The 17,457-nt window shown below is 69.1% G+C and carries 13 protein-coding genes and 2 tRNA genes; 10 read left to right on the top strand and 5 right to left on the bottom strand.

All coding sequences use genetic code 11. The annotated features are described in order from the left end of the window. Positions 1-131: 131 nt before the first annotated feature. The 7 genes from FB390_RS04855 (at position 132) to FB390_RS04820 (ending at position 8,025) form a co-directional block, all read left to right on the top strand. Positions 132-848, top strand: a complete 717-nt coding sequence (locus FB390_RS04855) for a dienelactone hydrolase family protein (RefSeq protein ID WP_141807870.1) — start codon at positions 132-134, stop codon at positions 846-848. A 91-nt stretch (positions 849-939) separates the two neighbouring features. After that, positions 940-1,029: transfer RNA gene (locus tag FB390_RS04850), tRNA-Ser, on the top strand. Between the two features lie 36 nt (positions 1,030-1,065). Beyond that, a tRNA-Arg gene (locus tag FB390_RS04845) sits at positions 1,066-1,138 on the top strand. A 97-nt stretch (positions 1,139-1,235) separates the two neighbouring features. Then, the gene (tnpB, locus tag FB390_RS04840) at positions 1,236-2,615 is read left to right on the top strand and encodes an IS607 family element RNA-guided endonuclease TnpB (protein WP_185756942.1); all 1,380 of its coding nucleotides are present in this window, start codon (positions 1,236-1,238) and stop codon (positions 2,613-2,615) included. Positions 2,616-2,790: 175 nt separating this feature from the next. Then, entirely contained in the window at positions 2,791-3,378 is a 588-nt protein-coding gene (locus FB390_RS04835) for a hypothetical protein (protein WP_141807868.1), read from the top strand. A 451-nt stretch (positions 3,379-3,829) separates the two neighbouring features. Beyond that, on the top strand, positions 3,830-5,236 hold the full coding sequence (locus FB390_RS04825; protein ID WP_141807867.1) for a lipase/acyltransferase domain-containing protein: 1,407 nt from the start codon (positions 3,830-3,832) through the stop codon (positions 5,234-5,236). Between the two features lie 2 nt (positions 5,237-5,238). Continuing rightward, on the top strand, positions 5,239-8,025 hold the full coding sequence (locus tag FB390_RS04820; RefSeq protein WP_141807866.1) for a CHAT domain-containing protein: 2,787 nt from the start codon (positions 5,239-5,241) through the stop codon (positions 8,023-8,025). A gap of 6 nt (positions 8,026-8,031) precedes the next feature. On the opposite strand, the gene FB390_RS04815 is transcribed toward FB390_RS04820, so the two are convergent. The 5 genes from FB390_RS04815 to FB390_RS04795 all read right to left on the bottom strand — a co-directional run bounded on the left by FB390_RS04815 (position 8,032) and on the right by FB390_RS04795 (position 11,800). Then, positions 8,032-8,760, bottom strand: coding sequence for a maleylpyruvate isomerase family mycothiol-dependent enzyme (locus FB390_RS04815; RefSeq protein ID WP_141807865.1), 729 nt, complete (start codon positions 8,758-8,760; stop codon positions 8,032-8,034). Beyond that, positions 8,757-9,170 (bottom strand): RidA family protein, encoded by a 414-nt coding sequence (locus tag FB390_RS04810; protein WP_141807864.1) that lies wholly within the window; start codon positions 9,168-9,170, stop codon positions 8,757-8,759. Before FB390_RS04810 ends, FB390_RS04815 begins: the two co-directional genes overlap by 4 nt. 40 nt (positions 9,171-9,210) lie before the next feature. Continuing rightward, complete coding sequence (locus FB390_RS04805; protein WP_141807863.1) at positions 9,211-9,915, bottom strand: DUF998 domain-containing protein; 705 nt, start codon at positions 9,913-9,915, stop codon at positions 9,211-9,213. A gap of 327 nt (positions 9,916-10,242) precedes the next feature. Next, positions 10,243-10,662: a very short patch repair endonuclease gene (locus FB390_RS04800; protein WP_141807862.1), complete on the bottom strand. Its 420-nt coding sequence runs from the start codon at positions 10,660-10,662 to the stop codon at positions 10,243-10,245. A 4-nt stretch (positions 10,663-10,666) separates the two neighbouring features. Next, the gene (locus FB390_RS04795; protein WP_185757208.1) at positions 10,667-11,800 is read right to left on the bottom strand and encodes a DNA cytosine methyltransferase; all 1,134 of its coding nucleotides are present in this window, start codon (positions 11,798-11,800) and stop codon (positions 10,667-10,669) included. 313 nt (positions 11,801-12,113) lie between these two features. Between FB390_RS04795 and FB390_RS04790 the strand changes: the two genes are divergently transcribed. The 3 genes from FB390_RS04790 to FB390_RS04780 all read left to right on the top strand — a co-directional run bounded on the left by FB390_RS04790 (position 12,114) and on the right by FB390_RS04780 (position 17,455). After that, complete coding sequence (locus FB390_RS04790; protein ID WP_141807860.1) at positions 12,114-13,364, top strand: KasA/KasB family beta-ketoacyl-ACP synthase; 1,251 nt, start codon at positions 12,114-12,116, stop codon at positions 13,362-13,364. Between the two features lie 141 nt (positions 13,365-13,505). Continuing rightward, on the top strand, positions 13,506-15,425 hold the full coding sequence (gene fadD32 / locus FB390_RS04785; protein ID WP_185756941.1) for a long-chain-fatty-acid--AMP ligase FadD32: 1,920 nt from the start codon (positions 13,506-13,508) through the stop codon (positions 15,423-15,425). A 176-nt stretch (positions 15,426-15,601) separates the two neighbouring features. Further along, on the top strand, positions 15,602-17,455 hold the full coding sequence (locus FB390_RS04780) for an ABC transporter ATP-binding protein (protein ID WP_141807859.1): 1,854 nt from the start codon (positions 15,602-15,604) through the stop codon (positions 17,453-17,455). Positions 17,456-17,457 lie beyond the last annotated feature (2 nt).

Raw genomic sequence — 17,457 nt, 5'->3', positions numbered from 1 at the left:
TGCCGGACCGATTCCGTCCCCAGCCGCGCATGGGCGGAGCGAAGGCGGAGGCGCGGGGACCGACCCGTCGGATAATGGCTGCTCACGTGCAATTTCTCGCGAAGATCAGCGGCTCGCCCTACGCTGGTTTCATGTCGGGCATTTATGACGATATCGCCCCGCTACGCGGCGGCGACGACCTCGAGCAGCGCCCCACCGAAGGCAGCCGGGTGCCCATCACCGTGATCGAACCAGAGGGCAACTCGCGCGGCGGAATCGTGGTGTTGCACGAATCCCGGGAGTTCAGCGGTGCACTGCTGGAGTTCATGCGGGCGCTGGCCACCGAGGGATGGACGGTCGTCGCACCCAACCTCTTCCACCGCGCCAACGGCGACGAGCCCGGGCACGAGGTCTTCGGCGACGAACTCTTCGAGGACTTCGACGCCTGCTTCGACTGGCTCACCCGGCGCGGCGTCTTCCCCGACTGCATCGGCGTGCTCGGTTTCGACCACGCGGGCACCGCCGCCTTCCTCGTCGCCACCAACCGCCCGATCGGCGCCGCGGTCAGCATCGCCGCCGCGGGAATCACCGAACCGCTCACCGACGAGGCCGAGGCCCTCGTGCGCGTCGCCCCCAACCTTCAGGCGCCATGGCTCGGTCTGTTCGGCTCCGACGACCCGACCACCCCGCCCGCCGATGTCGACCGGCTGCGCGACGCCACCGCCCGCGCCTCCGTCGCCAGCCTCGTGGTGACCTACCCCGGTCTGCACCACCGCGCCGACAACCCCGGCGCCGATGACGACGACAACACCACCGCCATCGCTTCCCAGACCCGCATCTTCGACTGGTTCGACAGCAACTTACGCTGATAACCAGGCGTTTTGTTATCTGGTCGTTGGGTCATGTAACCTTCATGCTCGGCGGTTCGAAAGGACCGGTGCCCTCGAAGAGAAGGCTCCAGGAGGCGTGCCAGAGCGGCCGAATGGGACTCACTGCTAATGAGTTGTCCCTTCACGGGGACCGGAGGTTCAAATCCTCTCGCCTCCGCCACACCCGGTTCGCCGGGTAACAACTGAACACAGCTATGCGCCCGTAGCTCAACGGATAGAGCATCTGACTACGGATCAGAAGGTTGGGAGTTCGAGTCTCTCCGGGCGCACAACGCGAAAGCCCTCACCGGACAGGTGGGGGCTTTCACATTTGTATGACTCCGCCGTCGCATGGTTTGTGTCACACCTCTGTGCCAAGGTGTCGGCATGGCCGAACCCGAGCGCGTGATGCAGGCGTACCGGTACGCGCTCGATCCGACGCCGGAGCAAGAGATCAGGTTGCGGTCGCACTGCGGGGCGCAGCGGTTCGCGTTCAACTGGGGGCTGGCGACGGTTCAGGCGAACCTTGCTCAGCGGGCCGCGGAACGGTCCTACGGAATCGCGGAACCGGATCTGACTCCGCCGACCGGATGGTCGGCGTATGAGCTGCGCAGGCGTTGGAATTCGGTCAAGGAGAGTATCGCGCCGTGGTGGGCGGAGAATTCCAAGGAGGCCTACGCCAGCGGGCTGGCGAATCTGGCAGCGGGATTGTCGAACTGGGCCGATTCACGGTCGGGGAAACGGCGCGGAAGGGCGGCGAGGTTTCCGCGGTTCAAGTCGAAGAAGTCGGCGATGTCCTGCCGCTTCACAACCGGCGTCATGGGTCTCACCGCCGACGATCGGCGGCATGTGAAGCTGCCGCGCATCGGGACCGTGCGGACGTGGGAATCGACCAGAAAGCTGGCGCGACGGCTCACGTCCGGGACAGCGCGGGTTCGATCGGCGACGGTGGCGCTGCGAGGTGGCCGTTGGTTCGTCTCCTTCTCGGTGGAGGTCGAACGTCACGATCGAGGTCCACGCAGACCAGCCGCGGTCGTGGGCGTCGATCTCGGCGTCAAGCACCTCGCGGTGCTCTCGGAGGCAGTGCCGGGCGTGACCGATACGGACGGGATGGTGGCGAATCCGAAGCACTTGAACCGTGCGCGGCAGCGTTTGCGTCGGCTCCAGCGGCGAGCCGCTCGGCGACGACGACCCAAAGGGACCGAACCGTCACAGCGCTGGCTGCGGACCAACAGGTCGATCGCCCGGGCCCACGCGCGCGTCGTCAATGCTCGGGGTAACGGACTACATCAGTTGACCGCCGCGCTGGCCGATCGATTCGGGACGCTGGTCGTCGAGGACCTCAATATCGCGGGGCTGCTTTGCAATCGGCGACTCTCCCGAGCGATCGCGGACACCGGGTGGGGTGAACTGCGACGACAGCTGGAATACAAAGCACGGTGGCGAGGCGGTCGGGTTGTGGTCGCGGATCGCTGGTACCCCTCGTCTAAGACATGCTCCAACCCGCGCTGTGGTGTGGTGAAGGCCAAACTGCGCCTCGACGAGCGGGTCTTTCAGTGCGAACACTGCGGGCTTTCCCTCGACCGGGACCGCAATGCGGCTCGAAACCTGGCCGCGCTGGCACGCGCGGTGACAACGTGCCCGTCCTCCTCGAGTTGCGGGGCGACGCTAAACGAGCCCGATGGAAACCCACAGAAGTCCGGCGCTGTCGTCGGCAGCGGGTACGGCCACGGGAACACCTCGATGTACGGGGTGAACGTCGTATGAGCAATCACGCGGCTGCGGTGTTCTTCGCCGCAACGGTTCGAATCCCTTCGGGCTCCAGTCGGAGTGATCGGGGATATGCGTAGTGGATATCGGAGAACGCGGGTAGCGAAGTACGCGTCTGGTGGAGGTGGGGTCGCGGGAGTCTTGGGCGGAGGCGGGCCGATCGGGTCCGGGGGTGTGCGAACAGCTCGCGGTGCAGTTCACGGTCGACTCGAAGGTCGAACCAGAGGCGTTGGAAGCCCTGAACACCGAAGCTATTCCGGATTCCATCGAGGTGGACGGCGTCGCCGTGCCGACCGATGTGATCCAGCGCAGTTGCGAACCGTCGTTCCGTGTCGGCGCGGAACCGGAGCCGCCGCCGACCAAGGTCAGGTGCGATCCGATTCGGCCCGGCATCAGCGTCTCGAACGTCAAGGGCACGGTGGGCACGGTCGGCTGCATCGTGTACGACAAACACGACGGCACACCGCTGGTGCTGAGCAATTGGCATGTACTGCACGGCCCCGGCGGCCGGATCGGCGAGAGCGTCGTTCAGCCGGGGCCGCGCGACGACAACCGGATCGACCGCAATCGCCTCGGGGTGCTGAATCGCTCGCATCTCGGGATCGCCGGCGACTGCGCCGTCGCGACCGTCGATTCGATGACAGCGTTCTCGGAATCGACATCACCCCAGCACAATTGGGCGAGCCCGAGCTCGGTGACAAGGTCGTCGAGAGCGGCCGCACCACCGGCGTCACGCACGGACGGATCGACACCATCGTGAAGTTGCGATACGGCGGCGCGGGGGTGCACAACATCGGGTGCTTCGAGATCGGACCCGACCCGGCCAGGCCCGCGGCCCACGACGAGATCAGCCGAGGCGGTGACTCCGGATCGGTGTGGTTGTTCGAAGAAGGCGACGGGACGACCACGGCTCTACCGCGACAACCGTCTCGACCGCGGACATATCGCCCGCCGCGCCGACCTGCTGTGGGCGGCGCTTCCGGGGGTGCGCTTCGGTGCGGAACTTCGCAAAGCGGACACATTCACCGTGCCCGAAGGCATCGAGCGACGACGGCCACTGGACACGATCGCCGATATCCAATGGTGCCGCCCGCCGCCGCGAAAACCGTCTGACCACCGCATTCGAGTAGCGGAGTACTCGTGATTCCGGCCGCGAAACGCGGGACGATGAAGATCGAACTCTTCCGCGGACGAACGGACGGAGGCCAGTCATGCGGGACGTGGTCGTGTTGATACCGGGTATCGGCGGTTCCGTGCTGGCACGCGACGGCAAGGAGTTGTGGGCTCCGACGCCGGGCGCGGTCCTGCGCGGAGTGTTGTCCCTCGGACGCAGCATCAAGAGACTGCGGCTGGACGGCGATGATCCCGCTGCCGCCGACGTGGACGGCGTCGTCGCGACGCGGGTCGTGCCGGATCTGCACATCGTGCCCGGTCTGGATTGGAAGATCGACGGATATACCCGATGCCGCGACCAGTTGGTGAAGCGGTGCGGGGCGGTCGAGGGCGAGAACTATTTCGAGTTCCCCTACGACTGGCGGCGCGACAACCGGGCGGCCGCGGCGAAACTCGCCAGGTCGGCGCACGACTGGCTGCGTAATTGGCGGGAGAAGTCCGGCGCAGCCGACGCGAAACTGGTCCTGATCGGGCACTCGATGGGCGGCATCGTCTCGCGGCTCTACCTGGAGCAGTTCGACGGATGGAAGGACACCCGCAGGCTGATCACCTTCGGGACGCCCTATTCCGGGTCGGTCAATGCCCTCGAATTCCTGGCGAACGGGTTCCGCAAGAGCTGGGGACCGTTCGACGTCGACCTCTCCGATCTGCTGCGCTCGTTCACCTCGGCGTATCAGCTGCTGCCGTCGTACCGCTGCGTGGCCGGGGCGGACGGCAAATGGCTGAATCTCGATGACGTCAGCCTGGACTGGAGCCGCACCGGCGTGGACGTCGCCCGCCTGAAGGATGCCGTCGAGCTGCACCGCGGCCTGCGCGAACAGGTCGACGACCGGATCCGCGCAAACGGCCCCGGTTACGAGATCCGGCCGGTCATCGGCGACTTCCAGCCGACGCGGTGGGCCGCGAAACTCACCGACGGCCGGCTCGAGGTGCTCTGGGCGCGCAAGGCGGCGGGCGAGGACGGCGGCGACAGCACGGTCCCGAAGGTGTCCGCCGTCCCGCACGAGCTGATGGACGGCTGGCGCAACGTCTCGTTCGTTAGCCAGAAGCACGGGTCGCTGCAGAACGACGATCCGGTGCTCGACCACGTCGTCGGCCTGGTGACGGCACCCGACCTCGACCATGTCGACGTCTTCCCCGCCGTGAAGGACCCGGTCGCGCTCGAGGTGGAGGACGTCACCACCGACGAACCGATGGTCGTGCGCGCGAAAACCGCCGACCCCGCGGCGCCCTTGGTCGCGACGGTGGAGGATCTCGGCCGCGGCGTGACCACCAGGTATCCGCTGACCGAGGCGTCCGACGGTTGGCGACAGGCCACTCTGGCCAACCTGCTCCCCGGTGACTACCGGGTGACCGTGGCCGCCGAGACCGTCCACCCGGTGACCGATCTGGTGAGCGTAGTGGACATCGATGAGCTCGCCCGCAGCGCGGAAGGACCGGGATAGCGATGCCCCCGGACCCCGCGCAGGCCTTCCACCGATTCGACATCAGCGTGCTGGATGCCGGTGGGCGCGTGTGGGTCTCGGCGTCCTCGCCGCAAGGCGCGGTGTACGCCGTGCCGCGCCCGCCGCCCACCTGGACCCTGCCGGAGGGCTTCGGATCGCCGTCCGAGTGGCTCAACGCGGTCGTGCGCAATGCTTGTTCCGGCGTCGAATCGACGGCCGTCGACATCGGGCGTGTCCTGACGCGACTGGTGTTCGAAGTACCCGAGATCGACAATCTTTTCGGGCGAACGCGAGGCGCGGCCCGGCACGCCGGGGCGCAGGTGCTCGTGCGCGTCCAATCGGCGCCCCAGCACGTCAACGCCTGGCCGTGGGAACTGCTGCTCGACCCCGAGGACGGCATCGCCGACGGAGTCGACTTCCTCGGCTGCGCCAAGGACACCCACATCCTGCGGCTCGGGCGTTTCCGCACCTATCCGGTTCAGCAGGCGCCGGAACCGATCGAAGCGCCGTTGAACGTCCTGATCGTCATGTCCAGCCCGATGCCGAAGGTCGGCGAGGAGAATCGGGAGGCGCTGTTCGACCTGTACGCGGCGAAGCGCGCCTTGCTCGACGGGCTGCAACCGCTCGTGCGGCAGGGCAGGCTCAACATCGTTGTCGAGGACCGGCCGTCGACCGAGCGAATCCGGCAGACGATTCGCCGCCAAGCCGACGGGTTCCATGTCTTCCACTACCTCGGGCATGCCGCGCCGAACGGCTTCAAGCTCGAAGACCCCAGCGGCCGTGGCCGTTTCGTGCACAACGCGGAACTCTGCAAGATCCTCTCCGAACTACCCGACCTGCGACTGGCGGTCTTCGCGGGGTGCGAGACCGCCCGGGCCCCCGCCGCTGCCGCCGGTGACGACTGGCGCGGTCAGATGTCCACCGCCGACCACTTCGTGCGCGACGTCTGCCCGATGGTCATCGGCATGCAGACGGTGCTGCCGTTCGGCACCGAGAAGATCTTCACCAGCTCCTTCTACGAATCGCTCGCCGCGGGGCACACGGTGGCGACGGCGCTGCGCCTGGCCAGACAGGCGATCGCGACCGACGAATTCTCCGGCGGGGCCCTGCTGAACTGGGTGGTGCCGACGCTGCACGTCGGCGCCAACGAGCCGGGCGCGCTGATCGACAAGCGCACTCGCGGCAGGCCGATCGTCTTGCGGCCGCGCGTCTACCGCCCGTTCGGCATCGCGCAGGGCGACCCGAGGTTCATCTCGCGCCTGACCGAACTGCGGCAAGCCATCGATGTACTGGCCGGGAAGACGCCTGCCAGGCTCCTGCACGTCAAAGGTGTCGCGGGCAGCGGCAAGTCGGCGTTCGTGGACCGCGTGCTCGACGATCTCGACGACGACGTCGTCCGGGTGTTCGTCGGCGCTCGCTGGTTGCTCGAAGAGTCCGAGTTCAGGCGCCGGGATCACAATCCGGTCGGGATACTGCACGACGCCGTGGCCGCCGCGATGACGGACAGCGGCATGCGGCTGCCACGCGGCAGCCTGGCGAAGGACCCGATCGATCTGTGGGGAAACCTGCTCGGCAAGCTCGAGCACACGCGCTTCGTCCTCGCCGTCGACGAGGCGGAACTGCTCGCGGGCGACGAGCGAGGCGCCGCCGCGTTGCGCGCGCTCGCGGAACTGCTGGAGCGCCGCCTGCCCGCCCGGGTCGCGATCACCTCGACCAACGGCGTAACCGGGCTGACCGACCGCGCCGACATGCCGTCGCGTACCAGGGAGATACGGCTGGACCTGCTGGCCTGGCCGGAGGTGTGGCAGTGGATCCGCAGCAACCAGCCGGTCCTCGTCCGGTTCGGACCCGCCGTGCTCTCGCGCCTGTACGCCGATCTGCCGCGCCTCGAACAGTGGGACCAGCTCGCCGATCGAGTGCGCTCACTAGCCACTCCACCATCGGCGGAATCGCTCGCGGTCCTCGCGCGCGAGAACGTCGAGGAGGTCGCCGCACCGGCGGACGCGCAGGACCTGTTCACCGCGGCGGCGGACCCGGGCAGGACGAAGCGCCCGCTGCGGCTCGCCCTCGCCGGGGCCGAGTCGGACACCGCGAGTGAGCTCGCGCGCACGATCACCCAGTTCGCCGGAGAACGCGGCGTCGCGGGCCGTGCGGTCCTCTTCGGAACCAGCGACAGCGCGGCCGTTTTCGCCGAAGTGGTTCCCCTCGACGGTGTGCCGGATCGAGATCGGTTCGCCCAGCAGGCCTGCGCCGACATCGTCGTGGTGGACGACGTCTCGGACGCGGCGATGCTGCACGGCCGGGACCACCTCGTCGTCGGTGCCGCGGCCTCGGGGGTCGGGCACGCCTCGGGCGCCGCGCGGCGGCGCCTGTTGATCGCGGGCGCCGTCGACCATGCCGGGCCGGTCGATGTCGTCGTCGACCCGACGCAGTCCGGCACGTCGGCGGAGACCGAAGCGGCCATCGCGGCGCTGATCGTCTGGGCGACCGACCGCACGCTCGACGCCGCGCACGTCCGAACCCTGCTGCTGGAGACCGCCGAAAAGAAGCAGCTCGCGGACGGGCGCGTGGTGCGCAGGCTCGATGTGACGACGGCGCTGGACACGCTGCGCAAACGCGACATCGTCGAAACGATCGGATCGAACAAGCTCGACCTGCCCCAGGTGCTCGCAAGGACGGGGGCGCGGTCGGATCAGGCCATCTCCTTCGTCGACAAGCTGGTCGAGAACGGCACGCTGGTCAAGACCGTCAACGACGGCGTCGAATGGTTCACCCGGCCGGATCGGTGACGCCGCTCAGCGCCAGGCTGGGAGCTCCGGCAGCGGACCGGACAGATCCTGGCCCGGAGAGCGGCCGATGAGCCAGGCGAGCAGGGAGGCGGCCGGGCCGAGGACGGTGTGGGTGGGGGCGCCGGGGGTGAGCGAAGTGGTGAAGTCGAGGTCGGTGGCTTGGATGTCGAAGGGCGGAGTGTCGGGGGTGAGGAGGTTGGCGATGTCGCCGGAGACGCGGGGGAGGGCGCGGGTGACGAAGGACGCGGGCCAGTCGGCGGGGGTATAGGAGGCGGCGAGGTCCACGTGGTGGATCTCGACTTCGAGCAGGCGCATCCACGGGATCTCGGCGGCCGGGATGGCGCGGCCCGCGCGGGTGCGGACCGTGGCGGTCCAGGCTTCCCGCGGCGCGGTGGTGGCGAGGGCGGACCAGCGGCCGGCCGCGGCTTCGATGTCGCGGAGCTGTTCGGCGACCGGCCGCGGCGCGCCCGCGTCGATGTCGAACTCGCGCAGGAACGGGCTGGCGTACTGCGGGGTCTCGATGCCGGTGCGTGCCCAGATCAGAAGGTTGACCAGGCTGTCGGCGTTGCGCGCGAGGTGGGCGAGCACGTGCCCGCGAGTCCACCCCGGCAGCAGCGAAGGTTCGATGACATCGCCGTCGCCGAGACCGCGCACGGTGTCGAGCAACCGTGCGGTCGCGTCGGCGACCTCGTCGAGCAGTTCGTGCGGTGTGGGATCCTGCGCGTCGCTGGTCACGCCATCGACTCTAATGTGTGCCGCCGCACGATCGCGTCGGCCTCGATCTCCACCAGCAGCGCGGGCGTGATGAGCGCGCGCACTTCGTACATCGACGCGGCGGGCCGGATCGATCCGAACACTTCGGCGTGCGCGGCCGCGACCTCGGGCCACCGCGCGATATCGGTGACGAAGATCCGCGTGCGGACGACGTCGGTCATGCTTGCCCCGGCTTCGTCCAGCGCAACGGCGATGCGGCGCAAGGCTTCCCTGGTCTGCTCGCCGATGTCGTCGCCCCCGACGGCGGTCCCGCCCGGCCCGGCCGCGGTGGTCCCGCTGACCGCGACGAAGTCGCCGACGCGCACCGCTCGCGAGTAGCCGACGACGTCTTCGAACTCGGATTCGGAGGAGATGTTCACGCGCTCTGCCATGGCGACAGCATGCGTCAGCGCCAACCGCCCTGGCCACCAATTAGTCTGCGGGTTCGGCCCACTCCCTGCCCTCCACGACCACGGCGGCGGCCAGCGTGAGCAACCACAGCGACATCGACCCGACCTGGATCCGCTGCGCGATGCCGAGCGCGTAGTCGCCGGACAGGTTGTCGGCCACCAGCATCCACACCGTCGCCGCGGACCCGGCCACCAGCGCGACAACCCCGAACTCGCGCAGAATCCGCCAGCGGTGATAGCGGAACGCCGCAAGGCTGAAGGCGAAGACCGAGACGGCGATCGAGGTGACCGCCAGCGTGCTGGTCAGCGCGTGCGGTTGGTGCAGCTGCGGGAACAGCTGGTTCGGTTCGCCGCAACCCGGCTCGCCGGGAGTGCAGTCGCGCAGCGGGAGCAGCGCGTCGGCGATGGTCGCCGCGCCGAAGCAGGCCAGCGCCACCCAGCCGACGTTGGTGAGCGCGCGCCGAGGAAAGATCAGCAGTCCGGCGATCGCGGCGGGTATGAGCAGCGCGCCGACGATCTTGTCGGCCGTCCCGAACACCTCGCGATAGGGCTTGCCTTCCGCGTCGAGTTCGCTGAGGAAGGAGTTCACCGGGTCGGAGTCGACGGGCAGCACGAACTCCAGCACCCAGGACGAGTAGCAGAGACCGGCGATCGCGATCGCGGCGGCGATCAGCCAGGACGCGATCGGCGCACGTCGTTCGGCGAGCCTGCTCCCGTCGTCGGTCATCCTCCCCATTGTCGGCGAACCGTCCGGTGCTCGGTTCGAGGCGAAGAATGCGTGTTTTCCGCGGTTCGCACGGCTTCTACACGCGATGCACAGGCTACTGTCAGCTTGTCCGGCCAGTCTGGAGTGGAAGCGAGGAGGTTTCCATGATCGGATACGCGACAGCCGCCGCCGGTTTGGCGATGATGGCGACGATGGCGGTGTCGGGTTATCTCGCCGCCCACGCGCCGCGGACGCTGGTGCGCGTGCGCCACCGTTAGGCGTACCTCCGCCTTCGCTCCGGCCATGCGCGGTGTCGACGGACTGCGTCCGGCAGTGCCTGTCCAGGCGTCAGCCGGGTTCCCGGCCCAGCGCGGCCTGCACCCGATCGGCCGCCGCGGCCGGATTCTCGTGTTCCCAGATCCGCACCACCTGCCATCCGGCGGCGTGCAGTGTCGCGTCGGTGGCGCGGTCGCGGGCGACATTGCCCGCGAGCTTGGCCGCCCACCATTCGGCGTTGTTCTTCGGATAGGTCGCGTGCTCCGGACAGCTGTGCCAGAAGCATCCGTCGACGTACACCGCGACCTTGCGCCGCGGAAAGACGACGTCGGCGCGTCGGCGTTGGCCGCGAAGGGGCGCGCGGTCCACGAAATAGCGCAGCCCGCGCCGGTGCAGCTCCCGCCGTAGCGCCAGCTCGGGCGCGGTCCCGCTGCGCCGCTGCCTGGCGAGCCGGGCGCTGGTCGCGGCATCGGTGCGTGGGCGTTCGATCATCGGCTCAGGCCGCCCAGCCGCCCATGCGGTCCAGGTGGTTCTCCACGTCGGTGAGGAAACCGTCGGGGAACCGCAGCGAGCCCATCCCCGCCCGGCGCAGGAATCCGGCGGTGGCGCGCGCGGAGAGCAGGCGCGAATCGGTGAGGAAGTTCTTCAGGTCCTCGTACGGGTGGTGCACCGGCCAGGTGGACACCGGCACCCGGTAGGCCGTCCCGCTCCGGCCCCACGCCGCCGTCGGCCACGGCTGGCCGGTCAGCAGAACCCGGTCGTGCGGAATCGGATCCAGCGGCGCGGCAAGTCGCGCGCCGACCCAGGCCGCCATCCGCACGCTCACCGCGTTGCCGATCAGTTTCCAGCGGTGTCCGTGCCGGATGCCGCGGACCGTGGTGGCGGGCGCGGTCCAGTCGGCGGCGAAGCCCTGCAACCGTTCTCCGTCGACCAGGCCGGGCGTCACGATCTCGCCCGAGGGCAGTCGCACGGCGGGCGGGCTCGCGATGCCGAGCGCCGACCCGCCTTTCAGGGTTGGCACCGCGTTCACCGCCCAGCCGAGCCCGCGCACGCCCTCGGTCCAGTAGAACCCGCAGGGGTCGCTGCCCGCGTCGCCGAGCTCGAGCGGTCCCGCGTCCTCGCCGAAGAGCACGCGGCGCGGATCCTCGGTACGGGAGGCCAGCATCAGTACGCGCTGGCGGCGCTGCGGCAGGCCGAATGCGCGCGCGTCGACGACGCGGTATGCCCAGGTGTAGCCGAGCTCGTCCAACCTCTCGGTGATGTGCCGCATGGCCGCGCCGCGGCCCAATTGCAGCATGAACGGGACGTTCTCGATCAGCAGCCAGCGCGGCCCGCGCTTGCGGCGCACCAGACGGAACACCTCGTCGACCAGACCCGAGCGCTGGCCGGTGATGCCCGCGGTGCGTCCGGCTTGCGAGAGATCCTGGCAGGGAAACCCGGCCGCGACGAGTTCGGTGCCCGCCGGGATGCCGCGCAGGCGGGTGATGTCGGAATGCAGCGGGACGTCGGTGAAGTGGGCGGCGAGCACCGCTTGAGCGCCCGCGTCGATCTCGCAGAGCAGCTCGGAACGCCAGCCGTGCTCGGCGAGACCGAGCTCGAGCCCGCCGATCCCGGCGAACAGCCCGACCATCCGCCCGCCCGTCACAGTCGTCCCTTCTCGCGATTCCACGACGGGCGCCAACACGTCCGCGCTCCGTGCCCCGCACAGCACGTTACTCGAGCCCGTCGGCGCGGACCACCGGCAGGACCACCGGTTCGTGTTCGCGGCCATCGTGTCGATTCGCGCGTCTTGCTGCGGATTAGCTCGGCCTCCCCCGATAATGCCAATCGGCCGAATTTAGATCACGGCTGCTTTTCTGCTCTTCCGCTTGGCCTTTCGACGCCGACGGCGTCGACGCGCAGTTCCCGGAACACCCATGCGAACGCCAGGAAAGTGAGTCCTGATGCAGTTTCCGTCCACCGAGCGTGGCAACTTCCCCGACGTCGTGGTGACCAGCCTCGCGGCGACCACCTCTCTCGCGGGTGATGTCGACTCCACCTGGAAGGGGTTGCTGAACGGCGAGAGCGGCATAGACGTTCTCGAGGATCCCTTCATCGACCAGTTCGAGTTGCCCGTCCGCATCGGCGGGCACCTGAAGGTCACCCCCGCTTCCTGTATGGCCCCCGACGAGGTCCGCAGGTTGGCGTACGTGGAGCAGATGGCCACCGTGCTCGCCCGCGAGGTGTGGCGCAACGCGGGCAGCCCGGAGGTGGACCGAGATCGGCTCGGCGTCTCCATCGGCACCGGCCTCGGCGGCGCGGACGCCATGGTGGACCAGCGCGACAAGATGAACAACGGCGGCTATCGCAAGGTCTCGCCGCTGGCGGTGCAGTGGATCATGCCGAACGGGCCTGCCGCGTGCGTCGGTATGGAGGTCGGTGCGCGCGGGGGCGTCTGCACCCCGGTCTCGGCGTGCTCGTCCGGCTCGGAGGCGATCGCCAACGCCTGGAAGATGATCGTGATGGGCGACGCGGACATGGTCGTCGCAGGCGGCGTGGAGGGCTCCATCCAGGCGCTGCCGATCGCGGCGTTCACCATGATGCGAGCGATGAGCACCCGCAACGACGACCCGAAGGCGGCCTCGCGCCCGTTCGACGCGGACCGCGACGGATTCGTCTTCGGCGAGGCGGGCGCGATGATGGTGCTCGAGACCGAGGCGCACGCCAAGGCCCGCGGCGCGACCATCCACGCCCGCCTGCTCGGCGCGGGCGTCACCTCCGACGGCTTCCACCTCGTCGCCCCCGACCCGGAGGGCACCGGCGCCGCGCGCGCCATGACGAGGGCGCTGCAAACCGCCGGTCTGTCGAAAAGCGATGTCGCGCATATCAACGCGCACGCCACCGCGACCCCGATCGGCGACACCGCCGAGGCGCTGGCGATCGGCAAGGCGGTCGGCTCGCACCCGTCGGTCTACGCGCCGAAATCCGCGCTCGGCCATTCGATCGGCGCCGTCGGCGCGCTGGAGTCGGTGCTCACCGTGCTGAGCGTGCGCGACGGCATCGTCCCGCCGACGCTGAATCTGGAGAACCAGGACCCCGAGGTCGACCTCGACATCGTCAAAGGCGGCGTGCGGCAGGGCCGCATCGACTACGCGATCAACAACTCGTTCGGCTTCGGCGGGCACAACGTGGCGATCGCGTTCGGAAGGTATTGATACGCGGGGAAGGCGGTGGGTGATGCTGGCGCCGCATGACTGCGGACAGCTGGACCTGCTAGCCTTCCCGACGCTCCGCTGTCGATCTGTGTTCGGTGTCACCGCGCGGGGTTTCGCGCGGTGCGTTGGAAAAGGATGGCGATGATCCGCGAGACCTACGGCGAATATCTGGACGAGCAGGGCAACATCACGATCCTGGGTGACAAGACCCTGATCGACTTCGTCGACCAGCACACCGCCGCGAGCCCGGACGGTCTCGCGTACCGGTTCATCGACTACTCGCGCGAGCGCGACGGCGAGTACCAGGACTTGACCTGGAGCCAGTTCAGCGTGCGGCTGCGCGCGGTGGCGGCCCGGCTGCAGCAGGTGGCGCAGGCGGGCGACCGGGTCGCGATCCTGGCGCCGCAGGGCCTGGACTACGTGATCTCGCTGTTCGCCGCGGTGTACGCGGGCGCCATCGCGGTGCCGCTGTTCGATCCGGAGGAGCAGGGGCACACCGACCGGCTGAACGCGGTGCTCACCGACTGCGACCCCGCGGTGATCCTCACCGTCTCCACGGCGGCATCGGGTGTGCGGAACTTCTTCCGGCACCTACCCGCCGCCCAGCGGCCGCGCATCATCGCCGTGGACGCGATCCCGGACGGTGTCGGCACCAGCTGGGTCCGCCCGGATATCGACCTCGACAGCGTCGCCTACCTCCAGTACACCTCCGGCTCCACCAGGACGCCCGCGGGCGTGGAGATCACCCACCGCGCGGTGGGCACCAACCTGCTGCAGATGATCGACGCCATCGGCGTGAGCGAGAACTCGCGCGGTGTCACCTGGTTGCCGCTGTTCCACGACATGGGTCTGCTGTGCGTGATCCTGCCGACCGTCGGCGGCGGGTTCATCACGATCATGTCGCCGAGCGCGTTCGTGCGCCGGCCGTACCGCTGGATCAAGGAGCTGGCCGCGGTCTCCGATGGCGCCGGAACTTTCGCCGCCGCACCCAATTTCGCGTTCGAGCACGCCGCGGCGCGCGGTCTGCCGAAGCCGGGCGAGGAACTGGATCTTTCGAACGTCATCGGTCTGATCAACGGCAGCGAGCCGGTCTCGGTGACGTCTATGAAGAAGTTCAACGACGCGTTCGCCCCGTATGGCTTGTCCAAGACCGCCATCAAGCCCTGCTACGGCATGGCCGAGGCGACCCTGTTCGTCTCGGCGACGCGGGCCGAGGACGAGGCCAAGGTGGTCTACGTGGACCGCGGCGAACTGAACGCGGGCCGGATGGTGCAGGTCGAGCCGGATGCCGACAATGCCATCGCGCAGGTGTCGTGCGGTTACGTGTCGCTGTCGCAGTGGGCCGCGATCGTCGATCCCGAGACCGGCGTCGAGCGGGCCGACGGCGAGGTCGGCGAGATCTGGTTGCACGGCAACAACATGGGCATCGGTTACTGGGGCCGGCCGGAGGAATCGGCCGCGACCTTCCGCAACCGGCTGCACCGACGGCCGGAAGGCAGCCGCGCGGAAGGGGCCGCCGAGGACGCGAACTGGATGCGCACCGGCGATTTCGGCGCCTACTTCGACGGCGAGCTCTTCATCACCGGCCGGGTGAAGGACCTGGTGATCGTGGACGGCCGCAACCACTACCCGCAGGACCTGGAGTACACCGCGCAGGAAGCGAGCGACGCGCTGCGCCCCGGCTTCGTCGCCGCGTTCTCGGTGCCCGCCAACCAGTTGCCGTCCGAAAGCTTCGAACAGGGAGGCGCGGCAACCCGATTCGCCGCCGAGGACACCTCCGAGCAGTTGGTCGTCGTCGCCGAGCGGGCCACCGGCGCGGCGAAGGCGGAGCCGGGACCCATCGCCGACACGGTGCGCGGCGCCATCGCGCAGCGGCACGGCGTGACGGTCCGCGACCTGCTGTTGGTGCCCGCGGGGTCGATTCCGCGCACCTCCAGCGGCAAGATCGCCCGGCGCGCCTGCCGCGCCGCGTATCTGGAAGGCACGCTGCGCGGCGGTTACCGCCAGCAGTCGTTCCCGGACGCGGAGGAGCGGGAACCGGAAGGCGCCGGCATTCGCTGACCCGGCGTCCATCCGGTCTTCGGGCAGCTCAGAGGCACGGGGGGAATGCGGTGGGGCGAAAAATCGGTTGGCCGGAGCGGGTCTTGATGCGACCCTGAGATGTCGGATCCCGGTGCGAACATCGCCGGGCGGCTGATTCTCGGACACCGCGATCCACGAAACCTCGAGGGGGAGCCTTGTCAGTAACGCTGGAGTTGCCGTCGGCCGAATCGGACGCGGACAGACCCGAGCGGCCCGCCGCGACGACGCCGGGCCGCCTGCATTCCCTGCGGCGCTTCGCGCCATACCTGCGCCCGCACCGGGCCGCCCTGATCGGGGCGACCACGCTGGCGGTGCTCGCCACCCTGACCGCGGTCGTCATTCCGCTGCTGATCGCGCGCATCATCGACGGCCCCATCGCGCACCGCGATCTCGGCGGTGCGGTCGTGCCGGTGCTGCTTGTACTGCTGCTCGGCCTGCTCGAGGCGTTCGGCATCTGGGGCAGGCGCTGGCTGGTCTCCAAGCCCGCGACGGCGTTCGAGATCACCTTGCGCGCCAAGATCTTCCGCAAACTGCAAGCGCTGGCGATCGGCCGCCACGATGCCTGGGAGTCGGGTCAGCTGCTCTCGCGCGCCGTCGACGACTTGGCCACCATGCGCCGGTTCGTCGCGTTCGCGGGGCCGTTCCTGGTGATCCACATCGTGGTGATCCCGGTCGGTCTGCTCGTGCTGTGCGCGCTGAGCTGGCGCGTCGGTCTGATCTTCGGCTTCATCGCGATTCCGTTGGTGTTCATCGCGACCAGCTTCGAGCGGCGCTACGCGGTGGCCTCGCGGCGCTCGCAGGACCAGTCCGGCGACCTGGCGACCACCGCGGAGGAATCCGTGCAGGGCGTGCGCGTCCTCAAGGCGTTCGGCCGCGGCCTGTTCTTCGGTTCGCGGTTCACCACGCAGTCGCGCGAGTTGCAGCAGACCGAACTGACGAAAGTGCGCCTCGACGCCAAACTCTGGTCGGCCATGATGGGCATGCCCCAGCTCGCCATCGCCTTCGCGCTCGGCTACGGCGGTTACGCGGTGGCGCACGGCACGATGACGCTCGGCACCCTGGTCGCGTCCATCACGCTGGCGACCTTCCTGCAGTGGCCGATCATCTGGACCGGCTTCCTGCTCGCCGAGCTGAACGACGCGCGCACCGCGGCCGACCGCTACTGGGAGATCATCGACACCCCGATCGACATCACCGATCCCGCCGATCCCGTGCGTTTGCCCGAGCGAGTCGCGGGCGAACTGACCTTGGCCAACGTGCGTTTCGCGTTCCCGCGCGGCGACGACGAGGGCACGGACGCGACGCCGGAAGCGGAACGCGAAGTGCTGCGCGGCGTCTCGCTGACGGTGCGACCGGGCGAGACGGTGGCGCTCGTCGGCGCGACGGGCAGCGGAAAGACCGCGCTGCTCAACCTGATTCCGCGGCTCTACGACGTGACCGGCGGCGCGATCACCATCGACGGCATCGACATCGCCGCGATGCGGGTCGCGGACCTGCGCTCGCTGGTGACGGTGGCGTTCGAGGATCCGGTGCTGTTCTCGGCGAGCGTGCGCGAGAACGTCGCGCTCGGCGATCCGGAGGCCACCGACGCGGACGTGCGCCGCGCGCTCGACGTCGCTCAGGCCACGGACTTCGTCGACAAGCTGCCGTGGGGTCTGGACACCAGGATCGGCGAGCAGGGGCTGAGCCTGTCCGGCGGTCAGCGGCAACGGCTGGCCCTGGCCCGTGCGGTGCTCGGCCGCGACGGCGCGGATCAGCGCGGCAGGATCATGGTGCTCGACGACCCGCTGTCGGCGCTGGACGTGGAGACCGAGGAGCGGGTGCAAGAGCGGCTGCGCACCGTACTGGCGGGCGCGACAACGCTGCTCGTCGCGCACCGGCCATCCACCGCGGCGCTGGCCGATCGGGTCGCGCTGCTCGCCGAGGGCCGCATCGTCGCCGAGGGCAGCCACGATCACCTGCTGCGCACCAGTGCCCGCTATCGCGAACTGATGGGAGGTGTGTCGTGAGT

The sequence above is a fragment of the Nocardia bhagyanarayanae genome, assembly GCF_006716565.1.
In the GTDB taxonomy this organism is placed as follows: Bacteria; Actinomycetota; Actinomycetes; order Mycobacteriales; family Mycobacteriaceae; genus Nocardia; species Nocardia bhagyanarayanae.
This window is presented reverse-complemented; position numbering and strand designations above follow the sequence as displayed.